The 20,836-nt window shown below is 49.9% G+C and carries 17 protein-coding genes and 1 pseudogene; 13 read left to right on the top strand and 5 right to left on the bottom strand.

Going from position 1 to position 20,836, the window contains the following annotated elements:
- Positions 1-80: 80 nt before the first annotated feature.
- On the bottom strand, positions 81-1,151 hold the full coding sequence (corA, locus tag HMPREF2551_RS06700) for a magnesium/cobalt transporter CorA (RefSeq protein WP_070838006.1): 1,071 nt from the start codon (positions 1,149-1,151) through the stop codon (positions 81-83).
- 101 nt (positions 1,152-1,252) lie between these two features.
- Complete coding sequence (gshA, locus tag HMPREF2551_RS06705; protein WP_070838008.1) at positions 1,253-2,611, bottom strand: glutamate--cysteine ligase; 1,359 nt, start codon at positions 2,609-2,611, stop codon at positions 1,253-1,255.
- A gap of 264 nt (positions 2,612-2,875) precedes the next feature.
- On the opposite strand from gshA, the gene leuC reads away from it, so the two are divergent.
- The 7 genes from leuC (at position 2,876) to leuB (ending at position 8,357) form a co-directional block, all read left to right on the top strand.
- Positions 2,876-4,285: a 3-isopropylmalate dehydratase large subunit gene (gene leuC / locus HMPREF2551_RS06710; protein WP_049343582.1), complete on the top strand. Its 1,410-nt coding sequence runs from the start codon at positions 2,876-2,878 to the stop codon at positions 4,283-4,285.
- Between the two features lie 129 nt (positions 4,286-4,414).
- Complete coding sequence (locus HMPREF2551_RS06715) at positions 4,415-4,636, top strand: hypothetical protein (RefSeq protein WP_070644808.1); 222 nt, start codon at positions 4,415-4,417, stop codon at positions 4,634-4,636.
- A gap of 103 nt (positions 4,637-4,739) precedes the next feature.
- Entirely contained in the window at positions 4,740-5,105 is a 366-nt protein-coding gene (locus tag HMPREF2551_RS06720; RefSeq protein WP_070838010.1) for a VOC family protein, read from the top strand.
- 45 nt (positions 5,106-5,150) lie between these two features.
- Entirely contained in the window at positions 5,151-5,792 is a 642-nt protein-coding gene (gene leuD / locus HMPREF2551_RS06725; RefSeq protein WP_049322418.1) for a 3-isopropylmalate dehydratase small subunit, read from the top strand.
- 64 nt (positions 5,793-5,856) lie between these two features.
- Entirely contained in the window at positions 5,857-6,318 is a 462-nt protein-coding gene (locus HMPREF2551_RS06730; RefSeq protein WP_070838011.1) for a NanQ anomerase/TabA/YiaL family protein, read from the top strand.
- Positions 6,319-6,356: 38 nt separating this feature from the next.
- Positions 6,357-7,220 (top strand): DUF1444 family protein, encoded by an 864-nt coding sequence (locus tag HMPREF2551_RS06735; RefSeq protein ID WP_070838013.1) that lies wholly within the window; start codon positions 6,357-6,359, stop codon positions 7,218-7,220.
- Positions 7,221-7,286: 66 nt separating this feature from the next.
- Positions 7,287-8,357 (top strand): 3-isopropylmalate dehydrogenase, encoded by a 1,071-nt coding sequence (gene leuB / locus HMPREF2551_RS06740; protein WP_049349474.1) that lies wholly within the window; start codon positions 7,287-7,289, stop codon positions 8,355-8,357.
- 57 nt (positions 8,358-8,414) lie between these two features.
- Here the strand turns inward: leuB and HMPREF2551_RS06745 are convergent, their stop codons facing one another.
- Positions 8,415-8,696 (bottom strand): hypothetical protein, encoded by a 282-nt coding sequence (locus HMPREF2551_RS06745; RefSeq protein ID WP_070711938.1) that lies wholly within the window; start codon positions 8,694-8,696, stop codon positions 8,415-8,417.
- 170 nt (positions 8,697-8,866) lie between these two features.
- Positions 8,867-10,276 carry a DEAD/DEAH box helicase gene (locus HMPREF2551_RS06750; protein ID WP_070814174.1) on the bottom strand — a complete coding sequence of 470 codons (1,410 nt, stop codon included), beginning with the start codon at positions 10,274-10,276 and terminating at the stop codon, positions 8,867-8,869.
- A 336-nt stretch (positions 10,277-10,612) separates the two neighbouring features.
- On the opposite strand from HMPREF2551_RS06750, the gene HMPREF2551_RS06755 reads away from it, so the two are divergent.
- The 5 genes from HMPREF2551_RS06755 to purL all read left to right on the top strand — a co-directional run bounded on the left by HMPREF2551_RS06755 (position 10,613) and on the right by purL (position 20,286).
- Positions 10,613-11,557 (top strand): class I SAM-dependent methyltransferase, encoded by a 945-nt coding sequence (locus HMPREF2551_RS06755; protein WP_070814175.1) that lies wholly within the window; start codon positions 10,613-10,615, stop codon positions 11,555-11,557.
- Between the two features lie 112 nt (positions 11,558-11,669).
- On the top strand, positions 11,670-12,851 hold the full coding sequence (locus tag HMPREF2551_RS06760; RefSeq protein ID WP_070814176.1) for an aspartate aminotransferase family protein: 1,182 nt from the start codon (positions 11,670-11,672) through the stop codon (positions 12,849-12,851).
- Between the two features lie 204 nt (positions 12,852-13,055).
- Entirely contained in the window at positions 13,056-13,991 is a 936-nt protein-coding gene (locus HMPREF2551_RS06765) for a dihydroorotate oxidase (RefSeq protein ID WP_070814177.1), read from the top strand.
- Between the two features lie 91 nt (positions 13,992-14,082).
- On the top strand, positions 14,083-16,083 hold the full coding sequence (gene rep / locus HMPREF2551_RS06770; protein ID WP_070838015.1) for a DNA helicase Rep: 2,001 nt from the start codon (positions 14,083-14,085) through the stop codon (positions 16,081-16,083).
- A gap of 306 nt (positions 16,084-16,389) precedes the next feature.
- On the top strand, positions 16,390-20,286 hold the full coding sequence (gene purL / locus HMPREF2551_RS06775) for a phosphoribosylformylglycinamidine synthase (protein ID WP_070838017.1): 3,897 nt from the start codon (positions 16,390-16,392) through the stop codon (positions 20,284-20,286).
- Positions 20,287-20,436: 150 nt separating this feature from the next.
- Here the strand turns inward: purL and HMPREF2551_RS10655 are convergent.
- A pseudogene (locus HMPREF2551_RS10655) lies at positions 20,437-20,544 on the bottom strand (IS5/IS1182 family transposase); the annotation flags it as partial.
- Positions 20,545-20,558: 14 nt separating this feature from the next.
- Between HMPREF2551_RS10655 and HMPREF2551_RS06780 the strand changes: the two are divergent.
- Positions 20,559-20,813 (top strand): phospho-N-acetylmuramoyl-pentapeptide-transferase, encoded by a 255-nt coding sequence (locus HMPREF2551_RS06780; protein WP_070838019.1) that lies wholly within the window; start codon positions 20,559-20,561, stop codon positions 20,811-20,813.
- The last annotated feature ends 23 nt before the right edge of the window (positions 20,814-20,836 follow it).

Genomic DNA, 20,836 nt, shown 5'->3' on the forward strand with positions numbered 1-20,836 from the left:
CTAGTATTTCAGACGGCATGTTTTGTAGGAATTTTGATTCTACCGTTTTTGAGTGGAAAAATTCAATCTACCACACCTGATCATAACCATTTTCTACGCGAAAAGAAAATCAGCAGTCCGATGATGATGCACAGCATCACACCCAAAACCATGAAATAGCCGTAATGCCAATGCAGCTCGGGCATATTGTCGAAGTTCATGCCGTAGATGCCTGTAATGACGGTTAGCGGCATGAAGATGATGGTAATAACCGTCAACACGCGCATTTGCTGGTTCATGCGGTTGGATTGGAAGGAAAGATAAATGTCCATCATGCTCAACACCATATCTCGAGAGGCATCAAGCGATTCGATAAGCTGCATATTGTGGTCGTACACGTCGCGCAGATAAACGGTCGATTCGCCTTTGAAAATGGCGAAATCGCCGCGCACGGCCAGTTGGTAAAACACATCGCGCAAGGGCAAAAGCGTTCGGCGCAGGCGGACGGCATCACGCTTGAGGCGGTGAATCTTACTGAGAATATCGCTGTTTTCATTTTTAAACAGGGACTTGTCTATGGTTTCAAAACGGTTGTTGTATGATTCCAAAACGATAAAATAGTCGTCCACAATGCGGTCAAGCAGGCAATACGCCAGAAACGCTGTGTTTTTGTTCAAAATATTGTGCGGATTTTCGTGCATCTTCCGGCGCAGATGACTGAACAAGCCCAGCGGTTTTTGTTGGAAAGACAACACAAAATCTTTGCCGATAATCACATACACTTGGTCGGAATGGAGCTTGCCTGTGGTGGTGTAATGGTAAACCTGTGCGGCAGTAAACACATAGTTGCCGTAGTCTTCAATTTTCGGACGCTGTTTGCGGCTGAGAATGTCTTCAATAACCAGCTCATGGATACCGTAAGGCTCAAGCGCGTGTTTGAGTAAAGCAGCATCATTGATGCCGACAAAATGCAGCCAGTTGATTTGGCCTTCTTGCGGGCGTGCAATATCGGGCAAAGCCTTTCCGGCAAGATAATCATGCTGAACAAAGGTATCGGCGGAATATAAGGTTTGGTGGATGGCAGAACGCGGCGCATTGTCCGTGTTGCTGCGCTGCATGGTTTGATCTTGCAGATTGTCGTTTGTCTCAATTGGATTGGCTGGTTTGCTCATAAAAATAAATCATGTTTTTTAGTTAGAATGAATTGTACAGACAGAAAAGGCCGTCTGAAAACTGATTTTCAGACGGCCTGACAATATTGATAAACGCTTTATTAGGCTTGAGGCGCTGTTTGTTCCAACTCTAATGCCGCGGCGAGCAAGGACAAGCGTGCCATTACGCCGTAAACGTAGAGGCGGTTGTGTTCGTTATCCACGTCGCAGTCTTTTTCAGAGCGTGGCATACCGAGCGAATCCCATTGTTCGAATACGCGTTTGCAGGCTTCGGGGGCTTCTTGGGAATTATCGCCGCTGCCGGTGGGAATACTGTTGGACAGCGGCACAAATACCATACCGCCGGCGTTGAGGTTTTCGTCCGCTCCGCGTCCTTCGTGTACACGGAAGAAGCCGCCGATGACGAAACGGTCCATCATATAAACGACAGGTTCGCTGACGGCGCCGTTCATGGTTTCATAGGTATAAATACCTTCTTGGACAATGACTTCGCTGACTTCCAAACCTTCTTTGACTTTCGCCATTTTATTGCGGTTTTTACGGTTCAATCCGCGCACTTCATCGGCGGATTTGACACTCATCACGCCCATGCCGTAAGTGCCTGCGTCGGCTTTGACAATCACGAAAGGTTGGTCGGTAATACCCAATTCATCGTATTTGGCTTGAATTTTCGCCAATACGCGCTCTACCGCCCCTGCTAACGCGTCCTCGCCTTCGCGCTCTTGGAAATCCAAACCGCTGATTTTTTCAAAATAAGGATTAATTTGCCATTCGTCGACGTCAATCAGCTTAGCAAATTCGGCGGCAACTTGGTTGTATGCACCGAAATGCTCAGTTTTACGGCGAGTCGTCCAACCGCCGTGCAATGGAGGCAATACGGTTTGGCTGATGCCTTTGAGAATATCGGGAACGCCAGCGGACAAGTCGTTATTCAACAAAACAACGCAAGGCGAAAAACCGTCGGCAAGATGGACGCGCTCGCGGGTACGCAATAAAGGTTCCAGCAGAATTTTATCGCCCAAAGCAGTTTCAAACTCAGTCGGCTCGGTAACTTCCGGATTCAGGCTGCCCAAACGGACTTCATACCCTGCCGAACGCAAAATCTCGCTGAGTGCATAAACGTTTTGCAGATAGAATGTGTTGCGTGTGTGGTTTTCAGGAATAATCAATACGGATTTTGCCGTTTCACAGGCGCGCTGTACCGCATCTTGCGCGGCAACCGCCGCCAGCGGGATAAAGTTTGGATTCAAATTATTGAAGCCGCCCGGAAACAAATTCATATCGATAGATGAAATTTTGTAACCGGCATTGCGGATGTCAACCGAACCATAAAACGGCGGACGGTGTTCGTTCCAATGCGAACGAAACCATGCTTCGATTTTGGCATGATTGGCAAGAATTTTTCTCTCGAATTCCTGAAATTGAGTCAGGTACTCAGGAGCCAGAACCGGTAATTTCATTCTCTATACCTCTTGGTAAATGTGGATATTGAGTGAGAATGATAGAACTTTTTAGTGCATTTCGACAAGCATTCTTTCAGATAAAATGCATCTTTTTGTCAACAATTCTACAATTTGTCTAATTTTCGATAAGAATTTTTGAAACTTTACGACAAATTTTAAAAATTGGACAAATTTCTATTGCACAGCCCCTATAAAAAGCCTAAAATCCGCCCATAAACACAAACCATCATTCATACTTACCAATTAGCAAAGAAACTCATCATGAGCGCACAAACCCTTTACGATAAACTTTGGAACAGCCACGTCGTCCGCGAAGAAGAAGACGGCACTGTCCTGCTTTACATCGACCGTCATTTGGTTCACGAAGTTACCAGCCCGCAGGCATTTGAAGGCTTGAAAATGGCCGGCCGCAAACTCTGGCGTATCGACAGCGTGGTTTCCACCGCCGACCACAATACCCCGACCGGCGACTGGGACAAAGGCATCCAAGACCCGATTTCCAAACTGCAAGTCGATACTTTGGACAAAAACATCAAAGAGTTTGGCGCACTCGCCTACTTCCCGTTCATGGATAAAGGTCAAGGCATTGTGCACGTTATGGGCCCGGAACAAGGTGCCACCCTGCCCGGCATGACCGTGGTCTGCGGCGACTCGCACACCTCTACCCACGGCGCATTCGGCGCATTGGCGCACGGTATCGGCACTTCCGAAGTCGAACATACCATGGCGACCCAGTGCATTACCGCAAAAAAATCCAAATCTATGCTGATTTCCGTTGAAGGCCGTCTGAAACCCGGTGTTACCGCTAAAGACGTAGCGCTTTACATCATCGGTCAAATCGGTACGGCCGGTGGTACGGGCTACGCCATTGAGTTTGGCGGAGAAGCCATCCGCAGTCTTTCCATGGAAGGTCGCATGACCTTGTGCAATATGGCGATTGAAGCCGGTGCGCGCTCAGGTATGGTTGCCGTCGACCAAACCACCATCGACTATGTAAAAGGCAAACCTTTCGCACCTAAAGGCGAAGCATGGGACAAAGCCGTCGAGTACTGGCGCACGCTGGTGTCTGACGAAGGCGCCGTATTCGATAAAGAATACCACTTCAAAGCCGAAGACATCGAGCCTCAAGTAACCTGGGGCACCTCACCTGAAATGGTTTTGGACATCAGCGGCAAAGTGCCTAATCCTGCCGAAGAAGCCGATCCGGTCAAACGCAGCGGCATGGAACGCGCCCTTGAATACATGGGCTTGGAAGCCGGTACGCCATTAAACGAAATCCCTGTCGATATCGTCTTTATCGGTTCTTGCACCAACAGCCGTATCGAAGACTTGCGCGAAGCCGCCGCTATCGCCAAAGGCCGCAAAAAAGCGGACAATGTACAACGCGTATTGATTGTCCCCGGCTCCGGTTTGGTGAAAGAACAGGCCGAAAAAGAAGGCTTGCACGAAGTATTTATCGAAGCCGGTTTTGAATGGCGCGAACCGGGTTGCTCGATGTGCCTCGCCATGAATGCCGACCGCCTGACCCCGGGACAACGTTGCGCCTCTACTTCCAACCGTAACTTTGAAGGCCGTCAAGGCAACGGCGGACGCACCCATCTCGTCAGCCCTGCCATGGCAGCCGCAGCCGCGGTTACCGGCCACTTTACCGACATCCGCACTATGGCTTAAAATATTTTCAGACGGCCTTTATTCATCAGGCCGACTGAAACAATACCTTGCTCAAACAAGTTTTCTTATTATATTGCGAAAAACGTCCGAAAACCTTCTTAATCATTGATAACTTGAAAGGAATCTAGTATGAAAAAACTGTTTGCATTGGCTGCCGCAGCCCTCATCCTGTCAGCTTGTTCCAGCACTTGGTCCGGCGCAAAAGACGATACCAGCCGCAATTGGGACAAAACCAAAGAAACCGCAGAACACGTTGCCGACAAAACTGGCGAAGCCGTTAAAAAAGGCGGCAATGCAGTAGGCCGCGGCATGAGCCATGTTGGAGAAAAAATCGAAGCCGCTACCGAATAATTCGGTAAATCAGGCCGTCTGAAGCTCCTAACTCCGTTTCAGACGGCCTGATACATTATTAATTTTTCAGACATTTTCACGATTCCAAGCAAAGGAAGAAACAATGAGCAATCCGTCAAGCTGGTTTGGTATTCACGCTCATGATTTGGATCGCGCCAAGGCCTTTTACGAATCCGTATTTGACAAGCCCTTGCAAGACGTTGGTGGCAACGGATTCCGTTTCATCATTTTTCCAGCCGATTACACCCAACACGGCACGGCGGGCATGATTTGGCACGACAGCAATGCCCAATCCGGCCACGGTGGAACGACCATTTTCTTCAATTGCCCGGATTGTGCCGAAACCGCAGAAAAAGCCGTTGCAGCAGGCGGCAAACTGTTACAAGAGAAATTCCGCATTGCCAACGGCTTTGCCGCATTTATCGAAGATACAGAAGGCAACCGAATCGGCTTGCACAGCACGCGCTAAGCCGAATAGCCATAAAATTTCCCATTATTACTATAAGAATCTGACATGAAAGCCTTTACCAAAATCACCGCCATCGTCGCCCCGCTCGACCGCAGCAATGTCGATACCGACGCCATCATCCCCAAACAATTTCTGAAATCCATCAAACGCAGCGGCTTCGGCCCTAATGCCTTTGACGAATGGCGTTACCTCGACCATGGCGAACCGGGCATGGACAACAGCAAACGCCCGCTGAACCCCGATTTCTCCCTGAATCAACCACGCTATCAAGGCGCGCAAATCCTGTTGACGCGCAAAAACTTCGGCTGCGGCTCTTCACGCGAACACGCCCCTTGGGCATTGGACGACTACGGCTTCCGCGCCATCATCGCACCTAGCTTCGCTGACATCTTCTTCAACAACTGCTACAAAAACGGCCTTTTGCCCATCGTTTTGACCGAAGAACAGGTTGACCAGCTTTTCAAAGAAGTTGAAGCCAACGAAGGCTATCAACTCTCCATCGACCTTGCCGAGCAAACCCTGACCACTCCTAGCGGCGAAACATTCACATTTGACATTACCGAACACCGCAAACATTGCCTCTTAAACGGCTTGGACGAAATCGGCCTGACTCTGCAACACGCCGACGAAATCCGCGATTTCGAAGAAAAACGCCGCCAAAGCCAGCCTTGGCTGTTTAACGGTTGACATACCAAAGGCCGTCTGAAAAATTTAAGCGTTTCAGACGGCCTTTAATCAACACAAATATATTATGATTACCGACACCATAAGCAATGCCACCCGCTATGCTGCCCTGCATCCCGACTTTGCCGAGGCCTTCCATCTATTGCAGACCCTAGATTTTGCCAATCTGCCGGACGGCCAAGTGCCGTGCAAAAATCCCAATATCCGTATTTTTATCGGCAGCGAGCCGATGAGGACTAAAGACGAAGCCCAGCCTGAAGCGCACTTAAAACACATTGATATTCAAACACCGATTGATGGCAGCGAAACATATGGCTGGATAGACAGAGGCCGTCTGAAAAACGGTTTGGGCTACGACGAAAAGCGCGATATCGAGTTTTTCGACTGCGAGCCGGAAACTTGGTTGACCTTGGAGCCCGGCGAATTTGCGCTATTTTTTCCGAATGATGCGCATGCCCCATTAGTCGGCGACAGACTGAACATACGCAAAGTTGTTTTTAAAATCCGTGTTGAAACCGAACGCCTATAACTTTCCAGACGGCCTTACTTCCTTATTCAGGACACAATATGTCTTTTTTCAGCAGGTTGTTCCGCTCCAAACCTAAATTAATGACTTGGCAGGAATTTGTCGAATACTTTGCCCGTCGTATCCAAGAAGAATTGGATCTTGAGGCGAAAATCGACTGGGGCGAAAACATTGCTTCTTCGCCTATCATCGTCCAGTTTTCCGAAGACGATGAAGCATCGTTCAGCACATATTTGAGCAACCATTACACAAGTTATCTGCAGAATCCCGAGGCCTTGGAAGCTATTGTTGCTGCCAATTTAGCGGTTATCGATAAGATTCAAGACACTGATGCCAGTGTTTCAGCACAACAAATTCTTCCGACAATTAAAAATACGATTTATCTGGAAAACGTCAGACTGATTACAAATACGGACAAAGACGAACCTGCCGATTATCTGGTATACAAACCGATTGCGGGCGATATCATGTTGCTTTACATGGTGGATACGGACGAATCCATGCATACGCTCAATCGTGAGCATATGAAAGAGGCCGGTATTGAAGATGAAGACGCTTTGTATCGTACCGCCATGGATAATCTGCGCCAACGGATGAATGGACGTGTCCAAATTCATCATGCCGAAGGTTGGTCATTGACTCAAATCCATTTGGACAACGACTATGATGCTTCCCTGATTTTGCTTTTGGACGAAGTACTTAAAGACGATCCTATGCTGCCGGCCAACCCCGTTTTTGCAGTCCCGGCACGCAACGCCCTGCTCGTTTGCAGCCCGTCCGATGAAGAAGCTTTGCAGGCGATGGCGAATATTGCCCTGCAGGCATTTGAAGAATCTGCCTACGCGATTTCTACCCAGCTTTACCAGTACCATAATGGTACAATCAGCGTTTTCAGAGCAAATTGATTTAAGGCCGTCTGAAAAACAGACGACCTGCCCTTTACCTAAAACCTTCCCATAAGGAAACCCGAAATGACCAAACATATCGCTATCTTGCGCGGCGACGGCATCGGCCCTGAAATCGTTGCAGAAACCGTCCGCGTACTCGACAAACTTATCGAACAAGGTTTGGATGTCAGCTACGAATATGCGCCTTTGGGCGGCGAAGCCTATGACGAATACGGCCATCCTTATCCAGAATTCACGCAAAACCTTTGCCGTAAAGCCGATGCGGTTCTGCTTGGTGCAGTCGGTTCTCCTCAATACGACAATCTCGACCGTCCGCTGCGCCCTGAACGCGGCTTGTTGGCCATCCGTAAAGACTTGAATCTGTTTGCCAACCTGCGCCCTGCCATCCTTTATCCCGAGCTGGCCAACGCTTCTACTCTGAAACCGGAAATCGTAGCCGGCCTCGACATCCTTATCGTACGCGAACTGACCGGCGATATTTACTTTGGCGAACCGCGCGGCATCCGTGTTTTGGAAAACGGCGAACGCGAAGGCTACAACACCATGAAATACAGCGAAAGCGAAATCCGCCGTATTGCCCACGTTGCCTTCCAATCCGCCCAAAAACGCAGCAAAAAAGTCTGCTCCGTAGGCAAAGCCAACGTTTTGGAAACCACCGAACTGTGGCGCGAAATCTTTGAAGAAGTCGGCAAGCAATATCCTGATGTCGAGCTTTCCCATATGTATGTCGACAATGCAGCCATGCAGTTGGTGCGCGCGCCTAAACAATTTGACGTGATTGCCACCGGCAACATCTTCGGTGATATCCTCTCTGATGAAGCTTCCATGCTGACCGGCTCCATCGGTATGCTGCCTTCCGCTTCTTTGGACGAAAACGGCAAAGGCCTGTACGAACCGTCTCACGGCTCTGCTCCTGACATTGCCGGTCAAAACAAAGCCAATCCGCTGGCAACCGTTTTGTCCCTCGCTATGTTGTTGCGCTACAGCCTGAACGACGAAGCACGCGCGCAACAAGTCGAAAACGCCGTACAAAAAGTACTGCAACAAGGCTTGCGTACCGGCGACATTTACGAAGAAGGTACTAAACTGGTTTCCTGCTCCGAAATGGGCGATGCCGTATTGGCCGCTTTGTAAGAGGCCGTCTGAAAAAAGCGTGAGTTTTAACTCACGCTTTTTTATTATTAATCTATTTTATTTATATCCATCAGGTACAACTGGTGCAGAAACAACAACTCCATCTTTCACAACCATTGACAGAGTTTTAATAGATCCTGTCATTCCATTAACATGTGTCCAAACATAAATCAGTCCTTCAGGAGATGACCTTACTGCACTTGGAGTACCCATTAATGCAACAGCTTCCTTTTCATTCATTCCCTGCTTAATTTGCCGTGCATTATCCCAATTAAAATTAGTACCAGCACATCCTGCTAATAAGACAGAAACAAAAGCAGTCAAAAATAATTTCTTCATTTGTTCATCCTTTTTAAAATATAGTAAATAGTAATATAATTATGCCACAGTATTTAAAATTTGCCATATATTCTTCATAATCGTATCATCTATAATTCTTTATTTATAAAAAAAGGGCGTGTTTTCACACGCCCTTATATCTTTTTCATACGGCCTTAAGATTGAAGCAATCAACCTTTTTTATGTTTGCCGCCAAAGCCGTCGTTAGACTTGCGCTTGCCTTTAAAGCCTTCGCCACCTTTTTTGAAACCGTCAGACTTCTTGAAACCGTCTTTCTTAAAGCCGTCTTTCTTGAAACCGTCTTTTTTATGGCCTTCGCCGCGAGCTTTACCGCCGAAGCCTTCTTTAGCCGGTTTCTTATCGCCGCGCCAGCCGCCGGATTTACGATCGCCCCAGCCGCCTTTGCCTTTCGGTTTGCCGCCGGCAGATTTGCGTTTGCGTGTCGGTTCCATGCCTTCGATGGTCAGCTCAGGCAATTTGCGGCCGATGTATTTTTCGATTTTGTGTACTTTGACGTATTCGTTCACTTCGGCAAAAGTAATCGCAATACCGGTACGGCCTGCGCGGCCGGTACGGCCGATGCGGTGAACATAGTCTTCTGCCTGTTTCGGCAAGTCGTAGTTGATAACGTGGGTAATGGTTGGTACGTCGATACCGCGTGCGGCAACGTCGGTGGCAACCAAAATTTTGCAGCGGCCTTTGCGCAAGTCCATCAGCGTGCGGTTACGCCAGCCTTGCGGCATATCGCCGTGCAGGCAGTTGGCGGCAAAACCTTTTTCGTACAATTCATCCGCGATAACTTCGGTCATGGCTTTGGTCGATGTGAAAATCACACATTGATCGATATTGGCATCACGCAAGATGTGGTCGAGCAGGCGGTTTTTATGGCGCATATCGTCGCAGTACAACAGCTGCTCTTCGATTTTGCCTTGATCATCAACACGCTCAACTTCGATGGTTTCAGGGTCTTTGGTCAGTTTGCGCGCCAGTTTACCCACCGCGCCGTCCCAAGTGGCGGAGAACAACAAAGTCTGACGGTCGCTCGGCGTTGCTTCAACGATGGTTTCGATGTCGTCGATAAAGCCCATGTCCAACATACGGTCGGCTTCGTCCAGAATCAGCACTTCCAAACGTTCAAAATCAACTTTGCCGCTCTGCATCAAGTCCATCAGACGGCCCGGAGTGGCGACAATCAGGTCAACCGGTTTGCTCAAAGCACGGGTTTGGTAGCCGAAAGATGCACCGCCGACAATGCTGACAGTACGGAACCAACGCATATTTTTAGCATACGCCAGCGCGTTTTTTTCCACCTGAGCCGCCAGTTCGCGGGTCGGGGTCAATACCAAAGCGCGCGGGCCTTTGCCTGGTTTTTCGCTGCGCTTGGTCAGTTTTTGCAAAGTGGGCAGCAGGAAGGCTGCAGTTTTGCCTGAACCGGTTTGTGCCGAAGCCATAATGTCGCGACCGTCCAAAGCAAACGGAATCGCTTGCGCCTGAATCGGGGTCGGGCTTTCATAACCCTCGCTGCTTACGGCAGACAAAATGTTTTTATCAAGGTTCAAATCAGCAAATTTAATAGACATATCTATCCTAAGAGACAACAACGCGCACGCCTGAACAATTTCAGACGACCTGAAGCAAAGGAAAGTAACGATACGGGAAATGTGAAGTTACAGGGTTGTCGCAAGCATCTTGCTTGTGGTTAACATCGACGACAACCTGCACAGAAAAGGCTTTGCAAATATGCAAGCAATAAAAGAAACGCGCCCGAAACGGCGGTTTAGGTTGGATGACGATGGCTTCGTATCAAAAGGCGAACGGCGGATAATATAGATTTTATGGATAACAGTCAAGCAAAAAGGCATCAAGTGCGTTAAAATCCAACCCCTTCCCAATACTTATTCAGGCCGTCTGAAACCATGACCGATATCACACCCTTCGCCAACCGCTTGGGCAAAAACATCAAACATCTTATGAAATGGGCCAAACGCAACGGCATCGAAGCCTGGCGCATTTACGACCGCGACATCCCACAATTCCCCTTCGCCGTCGATGTTTACGGCGACCAAATCCATCTTCAGGAATACGATACCGGCTGGCTGATGCAGCCTGAAGAATACGAAGCATGGCTTGCCGATGTATTGGAAGCCATTGGTTTTGTGACCGGTTTTGCGCCCGAACAAATCCACCTCAAACGCCGCGAACGTCAAAAAGGTTTGCAGCAATACGAGAAAACCGGCAAAACCGGCGATGATTTCATTATCACTGAAAACGGCCGCAAGTTTTGGGTCAACCTCGACAAATACCTCGATACCGGCCTTTTCCTCGACCACCGCAACACGCGCAAAAAAGTTGGCGAAACCGCAGCAGGCAAACGCTTCCTCAACCTGTTTTCCTACACAGGCAGCTTCACCGTCTATGCAGCCACCGGCGGCGCGGTATCCAGCGAAACCGTCGATTTGTCCAACACTTATCTCGATTGGGCGAAACGCAATTTCGAACTCAACGGCATCGACTCCGAACAACACCAAATCGTCCGCGCCGACGTGTTCCAATACCTACAAAACGCTGCCGCCGAAGGCAAACAGTTCGACCTTATCGTCATGGATCCACCCAGCTTTTCCAACAGTAAAAAGATGCTCGACATCCTCGACATCCAGCGCGACCACAAAAAGCTGATCGACGGTGCAATGAGCCTGCTCGCTTCAGACGGCATTCTGTATTTCTCCAACAACCTGCGCAGCTTTGTGTTGGACGATTCGGTCGCGGAACAATACGCCGTCAAAGACATTTCCAAACAGTCCGTTCCCGACGATTTCCGCAACAAAAAAATCCATCAATGCTGGGAAATCAAGCATAAATAAGCATCAGGCCGTCTGAAAGCCAGTTTTCAGACGGCCTGATTACCATATTGAATCTCTCAACCAATAGGCGCATAATTCAAAAAATTGTTGACAATATCAAAAGGAAAATAACATGCAAAACTACCTGACGCCCAATTTCTCATTCGCCCCCATGATTCCGGAACGCGCGCTCGGCAGCCGGGTTTGGGATACCGAAGGACGAGAGTACATTGACCTGTCAGGTGGTATTGCAGTGAACGCACTGGGGCATTGCCATCCCGATTTAGTCGCAGCCTTGGCCGAACAGGCGCAAAAACTCTGGCACATTTCTAATATCTATACCACCCAGCCGGCGCAAGAATTGGCCAAAAAACTGGTCGAAAACACCTTCGCCGACAAAGTGTTTTTCTGCAACTCCGGCGCGGAAGCCAATGAAGCCGCGTTGAAACTGGCGCGCAAATACGGCCGCGATCATTTTGGCGAACACAAAACCGAAATCATCTCCTGCCTCAACAGCTTCCACGGCCGCACCCTGTTTACCGTGTCCGTCGGCGGCCAGCCCAAATACAGCAAAGACTACGCACCGCTGCCGTCAGATATTACCCATGTTCCATTTAATGATATTGCCGCATTGGAAGCCGCCGTCAGCGACAAAACCTGCGCCGTGATTATCGAGCCGATTCAAGGCGAAAGCGGCATTCTGCCTGCCACCCAAGAATACCTGCAAGCCGCGCGCCGTTTGTGCGACAAACACGGAGCCTTGCTGATTTTGGACGAAGTGCAAACCGGCATGGGCCATACAGGCAAACTGTTTGCCTACGAGCATTACGGCATCACACCCGACATCATCAGCTCCGCCAAAGCCTTGGGTTGCGGTTTCCCGATTGGCGCGATACTGACCACCGATAAAATCGCCCCAACCTTCGGCCCCGGAACGCATGGCTCGACCTTTGGCGGCAATCCGATGGCATGCGCGGTCGGCAGCCGTGCGTTTGACATCATCAATGCGCCCGAAACATTGGCACACGTTGAACAACAAGGCCAAAAACTTCAGACGGCCTTGCGTGAAATAGGCGTAAAAACCGGCGTATTTAAAGAAGTCCGCGGCATGGGCCTGCTGCTCGGCTGCGTGTTGGCAGACAAATACGCAGGCAAGGCATCGGAAATTACCGCCGCCGCTTTGAAACACGGCCTGATGGTACTGGTTGCCGGCGCCAATGTCGTGCGCTTCGCCCCCAGCCTGCTGCTGAACGATGAAGACATGGTCGAAGGCTTGAAACGTTTTGAAGCGGCTTTGAACGAATGGTTGGCCTGATTTTCAAAACCCAATAGCCAAATCAGCCGACAGCTTAGCGAAGGCCGTCTGAAAGACCGTTTGAGTTTTTCAGACGGCCTTTTTTCAATATTGAAAACAACATCCGCCTACATTCCCTGTCATTTGATGTTTGTTAAAAATCGTACCGCCTCTTCGTGCTACGCTTGGCAAACATTTTGATTTTGCAAAGAAAAGGAGCAGGAGATGGTATCGTTGAAAACCCAAATCGCCGGTTTTTCCTTTGACAACTGCCTGATGAATGCCGCTGGGGTGTCATGCATGACTGTTGAGGAATTGGAAGCGGTCAGACAGTCTTCGGCAGGCACTTTCGTTACCAAAACCGCAACGCTTACCCCTCGTCAAGGCAACCCCGAGCCGCGTTATCGGGACGTGCCTCTCGGCAGCATAAATTCGATGGGCTTGCCGAATCAAGGCATTGATTACTATCTGGATTACCTGCTTTCACTCCAAGAGGCTCATCCGAAAAGGGCTTTTTTCCTCTCGCTGGTCGGTATGTCGCCCGATGAAACACACATGTTATTAAGAAAAGTGCAAAACAGCGGGTTCAACGGCATTACCGAACTCAATCTTTCCTGCCCAAACGTCCCCGGAAAGCCTCAAATCGCCTACGATTTTGAAACCACCGAGCGGATTTTGAGCGAAGCCTTTGCCTACTTCGACAAGCCTTTGGGCATCAAACTGCCGTCGTATTTCGATATTGCCCATTTCGATCAAGCGGCGGAAGTGTTCAACCGCCATCCCTTAAAATTCGTCAACTGTGTCAACTCCATCGGCAACGGCATGTATATCGAAGACGAATCCGTCGTCATCCGCCCGAAAAACGGCTTCGGCGGCATAGGCGGCCAATACATCAAACCAACTGCGCTCGCCAATGTCCACGCGTTCTATCAAAGACTGGATCCGTCTATTCAAGTCATTGGAACGGGCGGCGTTTACAGCGGCCGGGATGCGTTTGAACACATCTTGTGCGGCGCAAGCATGGTGCAGATCGGCACGGCGCTACACCAACAAGGCGTAGGCATTTTTGAACGGATTTCCCTTGAATTAAAAGCCATCATGGCGCAAAAAGGCTACGAAAAACTGGAAGACTTCAAAGGCAAATTGAAATATTTGGCATAAGGTTTACGCTAAAAAACGCCTAAGGCCGTCTGAAAATTTCAGACGGCCTTGTTGTATAATTGCGCCCCACATTACCCGTCTTCCTCCTTCAATGAAACTCAACCCTCAACAGCAAGCCGCAGTCCAATATCTTGGCGGCCCCCTGCTCGTCCTTGCCGGCGCAGGCAGCGGTAAAACCGGCGTGATTACCCAAAAAATCAAGCATTTGATTGTCAATGTCGGCTACCTGCCGCATACCGTCGCCGCAATTACCTTCACCAACAAAGCCGCCACGGAAATGCAGGAACGCGTTGCCAAAATGCTGTCCAAATCGCAAACGCGCGGGCTGACGATTTGCACCTTCCACTCTTTGGGCATGAAGATTTTGCGCGAAGAGGCGAACCAAATCGGTTACAAAAAAAACTTCTCCATCCTCGACTCTACCGACAGCGCGAAAATCATCGGCGAACTCTTGGGCGGCACGGGCAAAGAAGCTGTATTCAAAGCGCAGCACCAGATTTCCCTGTGGAAAAACGATTTAAAAACGCCCGAAGATGCCGTTCAGACGGCCTCCAATGTGTGGGAACAACAAACAGCGCGCGTTTATGCGAGTTATCAGGAAACCCTGCAAAGCTATCAGGCGGTGGACTTCGACGACTTAATCCGCCTGCCCGCCGTGCTGTTGCAGCAAAACAGCGAAGTGCGCAACAAATGGCAGCGGCGACTGCGTTATCTGTTGGTTGACGAATGTCAGGACACCAATACCTGCCAATTTACGCTGATGAAACTCTTGACCGGCGCGGAAGGCATGTTTACCGCCGTCGGCGACGACGACCAGTCCATCTACGCATGGCGCGGAGCCAACATGGAAAACCTGCGCAAAATGCAGGAAGACTATCCGCAGATGAAGGTCATCAAACTGGAGCAAAACTACCGCTCCACCGCGCGGATTCTCAAAATCGCCAACAAAGTCATCGAAAACAACCCCAAACTCTTTACCAAAAAACTTTGGTCGCAGTTTGGCGAAGGCGAAATCGTCAAAGTCGTTGCCTGCCAAAGCGAGCAGCACGAAGCCGACTGGGTCGTCAGCCAAATCGTCAAGCAAAAGCTGGTCGGCGGCGACAAAACCCAATACGCCGATTTCGCCGTGTTATACCGCGGCAACCATCAGGCTCGAATTTTTGAAGAAGCTTTGCGCAGCGCACGCGTTCCCTACCAACTCTCCGGCGGGCAAAGCTTTTTCGACAAAGCCGAAATCAAAGACGTTTTGTCCTACTTGCGCCTGCTTGCCAACCCCAACGACGATCCTGCCTTCTTGCGCGCCGTTACCACGCCCAAACGCGGCATCGGCGATGTAACGCTGGGCAAACTCAACACCTACGCGCACGAACACGAATGCAGCCTGTATGAAGCCGCGCAAACCGAAGAAGCGCTTGCCCTGTTGAACAATACCAACCGCCAACATCTGCAAGCCTTCATGGATATGATGGAAAGTTACCGCGCCAAAGCCGAAACCAGCGAAGCAGGCGAGCTTATTCATAACCTACTGAAAGAAATCGACTACGAAAACCACCTGCTTGCCAGTGAAGAAGGCAAAGCAGGCGAAATCAAATGGCGCAACGTTACCGACCTGACCGGCTGGCTGGAACGCAAAGGCGAGCAAGACGGTAAAAACATCATCGAGCTTGCCCAAACCATCGCTCTGATGACGCTTTTGGAAGGTAAGGGCGAAGAAGAAGTCGATGCCGTCAAACTCTCCACCCTGCACGCTTCCAAAGGATTGGAATACCCCTACGTTTTCCTTGTCGGTTGCGAAGAAGGCATCCTGCCGCACAACGACAGCATCGAGGAAGACAACGTCGAAGAAGAACGCCGCCTGATGTACGTCGGCATCACCCGCGCCAAACGCCAGCTTACGCTGACCCACTGCCTCAAACGCAAAAAACAAGGCACATGGCAATTCCCCGAACCCAGCCGCTTCATAGACGAAATGCCGCAGGAAGACATCAAAATTTTAGGACGCAAAGGCGGCGATCCGATTGTGAGCAAGGAAGAAGGAAAAAATAACTTAGCAGGCTTGTTGGATATGCTGGGGAATAAAAAGAAAGGATAACGCAAGGCCGTCTGAAAACAAGGTTTCAGACGGCCTTATTGTCAGCAAAAAATCACAAACAACCATCCAATAATCCTCACTTTATGTCGTCGCACCTATCCGACCCCATTTCGCCCAATCCTTCAAAAATAAATAAAAATAACTGAATAATCAGATATAAAATAAACAAAAGGACGAAAAGACGGCTTCTTCCGTCTTCTGTTTACAAGTAAAAATTGTCAACATTTCAAGTATAAATTCACAAGCAAAATCGCATTTTTCAGGTATAATAATGGATTCCCCAACTGCATTTTGTGAGCTGAATCCATGTCTGTTGTTCTGCCCTTGCGCGGTGTAACCGCCCTTTCCGATTTCCGTGTTGAAAAACTCTTTCAAAAAGCAGCCGCACTCGCCCTGCCCGAAGTCAAATTAAGCAGCGAATTTTGGTATTTTGTCGGTAGCGAAAAAGCACTTGATGCCGCGACAGTCGAAAAACTGCAAGCCTTACTGGCGGCGCAAAGCGTTGAACAAACGCCCAAAGCGCGCGAGGGCTTGCATTTATTTTTGGTAACGCCCCGTTTGGGCACCATTTCGCCTTGGGCTTCCAAAGCAACCAATATCGCCGAAAACTGCGGTTTGGAAGGCATTGAGCGCATCGAGCGCGGCATGGCCGTATGGTTGGAAGGTGCACTTACCGACGGGCAAAAACAACAATGGGCAGCCCTGTTGCACGACCGCATGACCGAAAGCGTGTTGACCGACATCGATGCAGCGGCGCAACTGTTCCACCACATCCAATCGGAAACCTTCTCCAGCGTAGATGTATTGGGCGGCGGTAAAGAGGCATTGGTCAAAGCCAATACCGAAATGGGCTTGGCGCTTTCAGCCGACGAAATCGATTATCTGGTTAAAAACTATCAGGCTTTAAACCGCAACCCATCTGATGTAGAGCTGATGATGTTCGCTCAGGCAAACAGCGAACACTGTCGCCATAAAATCTTCAACGCCGATTTCATCCTCAACGGCGAAAAACAACCGAAATCCCTTTTCGGCATGATTCGCGACACACATAATGCGCATCCTGAAGGCACAGTCGTTGCCTATAAAGACAACTCGTCCGTGATCGAAGGCACAAAAATCGAGCGTTTCTATCCGAATGCGGCGGAAAACCAAGGCTATCGTTTCCACGAAGAAGATACCCATATCATCATGAAAGTGGAAACACACAACCATCCGACCGCCATCGCGCCGTTTGCGGGTGCGGCAACGGGTGCGGGCGGTGAAATCCGCGATGAAGGCGCAACAGGCAAAGGTTCGCGTCCGAAAGCGGGCTTGACCGGCTTTACCGTCTCCAACCTAAATATCCCTGGCTTGGAGCAGCCTTGGGAACAAGCCTACGGCAAACCCGGCCATATTGCTTCCCCTTTAGACATCATGATCGAAGGCCCGATCGGTGGCGCAGCGTTCAACAACGAATTCGGCCGCCCGAATCTCTTGGGCTACTTCCGCACCTTTGAAGAAAAATTTGACGATCAGGTTCGCGGCTATCACAAACCGATTATGATTGCTGGTGGCTTGGGCAGCATTCAGGCACAACAAACACACAAAGACGAAATCCCCGAAGGCGCGTTGCTGATCCAACTGGGCGGCCCAGGCATGCTCATCGGCTTGGGTGGCGGCGCGGCTTCTTCCATGAATACTGGTACAAACGATGCGTCTTTGGACTTCAACTCCGTACAACGCGGCAACCCCGAAATCGAACGCCGCGCGCAGGAAGTCATCGACCGCTGCTGGCAGCTTGGCGACAAAAATCCGATTATCTCCATCCACGACGTCGGCGCGGGCGGCCTGTCCAACGCCTTCCCCGAGCTCGTCAACGATGCCGGACGCGGCGCGGTATTCAAACTGCGCGAAGTGCCGCTGGAAGAACACGGCCTCAGTCCATTGCAAATCTGGTGTAACGAATCGCAAGAGCGTTATGTGTTGTCGATTTTGGAAAAAGATTTGGACACCTTCCGCGCCATCTGCGAACGCGAACGCTGCCCGTTTGCCGTAGTCGGCACGGCAACCGACGACGGCCATTTGAAAGTGCGCGACGATTTGTTCTCCAACAATCCTGTCGATTTGCCGTTGAACGTTTTACTCGGCAAACCGCCCAAAACTACGCGTACCGACAAAACAGTTACGCCGTCTGAAAAACCGTTTAACGCCGGCGATATCGACATTACCGAAGCTGCCTATCGCGTTTTACGCCTGCCTACCGTAGCCGCTAAAAACTTCCTGATTACCATCGGCGACCGCAGCGTCGGCGGCATGACCCACCGCGACCAAATGGTCGGCAAATACCAAACCCCCGTAGCCGACTGCGCCGTTACCATGATGGGCTTCAACACCTATCGCGGCGAAGCGATGTCTATGGGCGAAAAACCGACCGTCGCCCTGTTTGACGCGCCTGCTTCAGGCAGAATGTGCGTCGGCGAAGCTATCACCAACATCGCGGCGGTCAACATCGGCGACATCGGCAACATCAAACTTTCCGCCAACTGGATGGCGGCGTGCGGCAACGAGGGTGAAGACGAAAAACTCTACCGCACCGTCGAAGCCGTCTCTAAAGCCTGTCAGGCATTGGATTTGAGCATTCCCGTGGGCAAAGACAGCCTGTCGATGAAAACCGTATGGCAGGATAACGGCGAACAAAAATCCGTGGTTTCGCCGTTGAGCCTGATTATTTCAGCGTTTGCGCCAGTGGAAGACGTACGCAAGACTGTTACACCTGAGTTGAAAAACATCGAAGACAGCGTATTGCTGCTGGTTGACTTGGGCAACGGCAAAGCGCGCATGGGCGGCTCGGCATTTGGTCAGGTTTATAACAACATGACCGGCGATGCACCTGATTTGGACGATACAGGCCGTCTAAAAGCGTTTTACAACGTGATTCAGCAGCTTATCGCCGAAGACAAACTCTTAGCGTATCACGACCGCAGCGACGGCGGCCTGTTTGCCACGTTAGCGGAAATGGCGTTTGCAGCACGATTCGGCTTGAACGTGGATTTGACTTCACTGGTTGCCAACCAAGCTGACGTCAACGAAGCCAGCATCCGCGCATTGTTCAATGAAGAGCTGGGCGCAGTGATTCAAATTGCCAAACAAGATGTTGCGGCAGTAGAAGCCTTGTTTAAAGAAGCTGATTTGGCACTGCATACCGTTGCCACCATCGGTACTGACGAGAAAATTGTTATCCGCAACCAAGCAGGCATCGTATTGGAACAAAACCGCGTCGACCTGCAACGCGCATGGCAGGAAACCAGCCACGCCATCCAACGCTTACGCGACAACCCTGCCTGCGCCGACAGCGAGTTTGCCCTGATTGGCGACAACGAACGCAGCGCATTGTTTGCCGACGTGAAATTTGACGTGAATGAAGACATCGCCGCGCCATTCATCAACAGCGGCGCGAAACCCAAAATCGCCATCCTGCGCGAACAAGGCGTGAACGGACAAATCGAAATGGCCGCCGCGTTTACCCGAGCTGGTTTCGATGCCTACGACGTGCATATGTCCGACCTGATGGCAGGCCGCGTCCACCTTGCCGACTTCAAAATGCTGGCGGCGTGCGGCGGCTTCAGCTACGGCGACGTACTCGGCGCGGGCGAAGGCTGGGCGAAATCCATCCTGTTCCACCCCGCCTTGCGCGACCAGTTCGCCGCCTTCTTCGCCGACCCGAACACGCTGACATTGGGCGTGTGCAACGGCTGCCAAATGGTCAGCAACCTCGCCGAAATCATCCCTGGCACGGCAGGCTGGCCTAAATTCAAACGCAACCTGAGTGAACAGTTCGAAGCGCGCCTGAGCATGGTTCATGTTCCGAAATCTGCGTCGCTGATTCTGAACGAAATGCAAGGCTCCAGCCTGCCTGTCGTGGTCAGCCACGGCGAAGGCCGCGCCGACTTCGCGCTTCACGGCGGCAATATTTCTGCCGATTTGGGTATTGCGCTGCAATATGTGGACGGTCAAAACCAAGTGACCCAAACTTATCCGCTAAACCCTAACGGCTCGCCGCAAGGCATCGCCGGTGTGACCAACACCGACGGCCGCGTTACCATCATGATGCCGCATCCGGAACGCGTGTACCGCGCCGCACAAATGAGCTGGAAACCGGAAGACTGGACGGAACTGTCCGGCTGGTACCGCCTCTTCGCCGGAGCAAGGAAAGCTTTGGGTTAACCGGCAGGCTGATTTGATTCGGCTTTAAAGAAAAGGTCGTCTGAAAACGATTTAGCGGATTCTGCTATATTCGTTTTCAGACGACCTTTATGTCTCCTTACTATTCTTTTTTGCATTGACTACCACACAACATTTCATTTATAAATAAAAATATAGTGGATAAATTTTAAACCAGTACGGCGTTGCCTCGCCTTGCCGTACTATCTGTACTGTCTGCGGCTTCGTCGCCTTGTCCTGATTTAAATTTAATCCACTATAAATAGGAAATTAAAATGAGCACCTTAGGCAAGATATTAATAAAATTTTCTGTTTCATTGATTCTTATTTATCAAATAGCTTATATTTTAAATGTTTATTTAACAATTAAATACAAGATAGAAATGATGAATGCTGCCGAAGACATACTAACCACAACCTATGATATAACTCAAATATTATCTATTTTTATTATTTTTGATATTCTAGTCATATTAATTTTGTTGACCTATATAAAATTTATTAAAAAACATAAGCTAGATAAACTATAACAATATCTAAAATTAATAAAAAT

Source organism: Neisseria sp. HMSC066H01 (genome assembly GCF_001837375.1).
Lineage (GTDB): Bacteria > Pseudomonadota > Gammaproteobacteria > Burkholderiales > Neisseriaceae > Neisseria.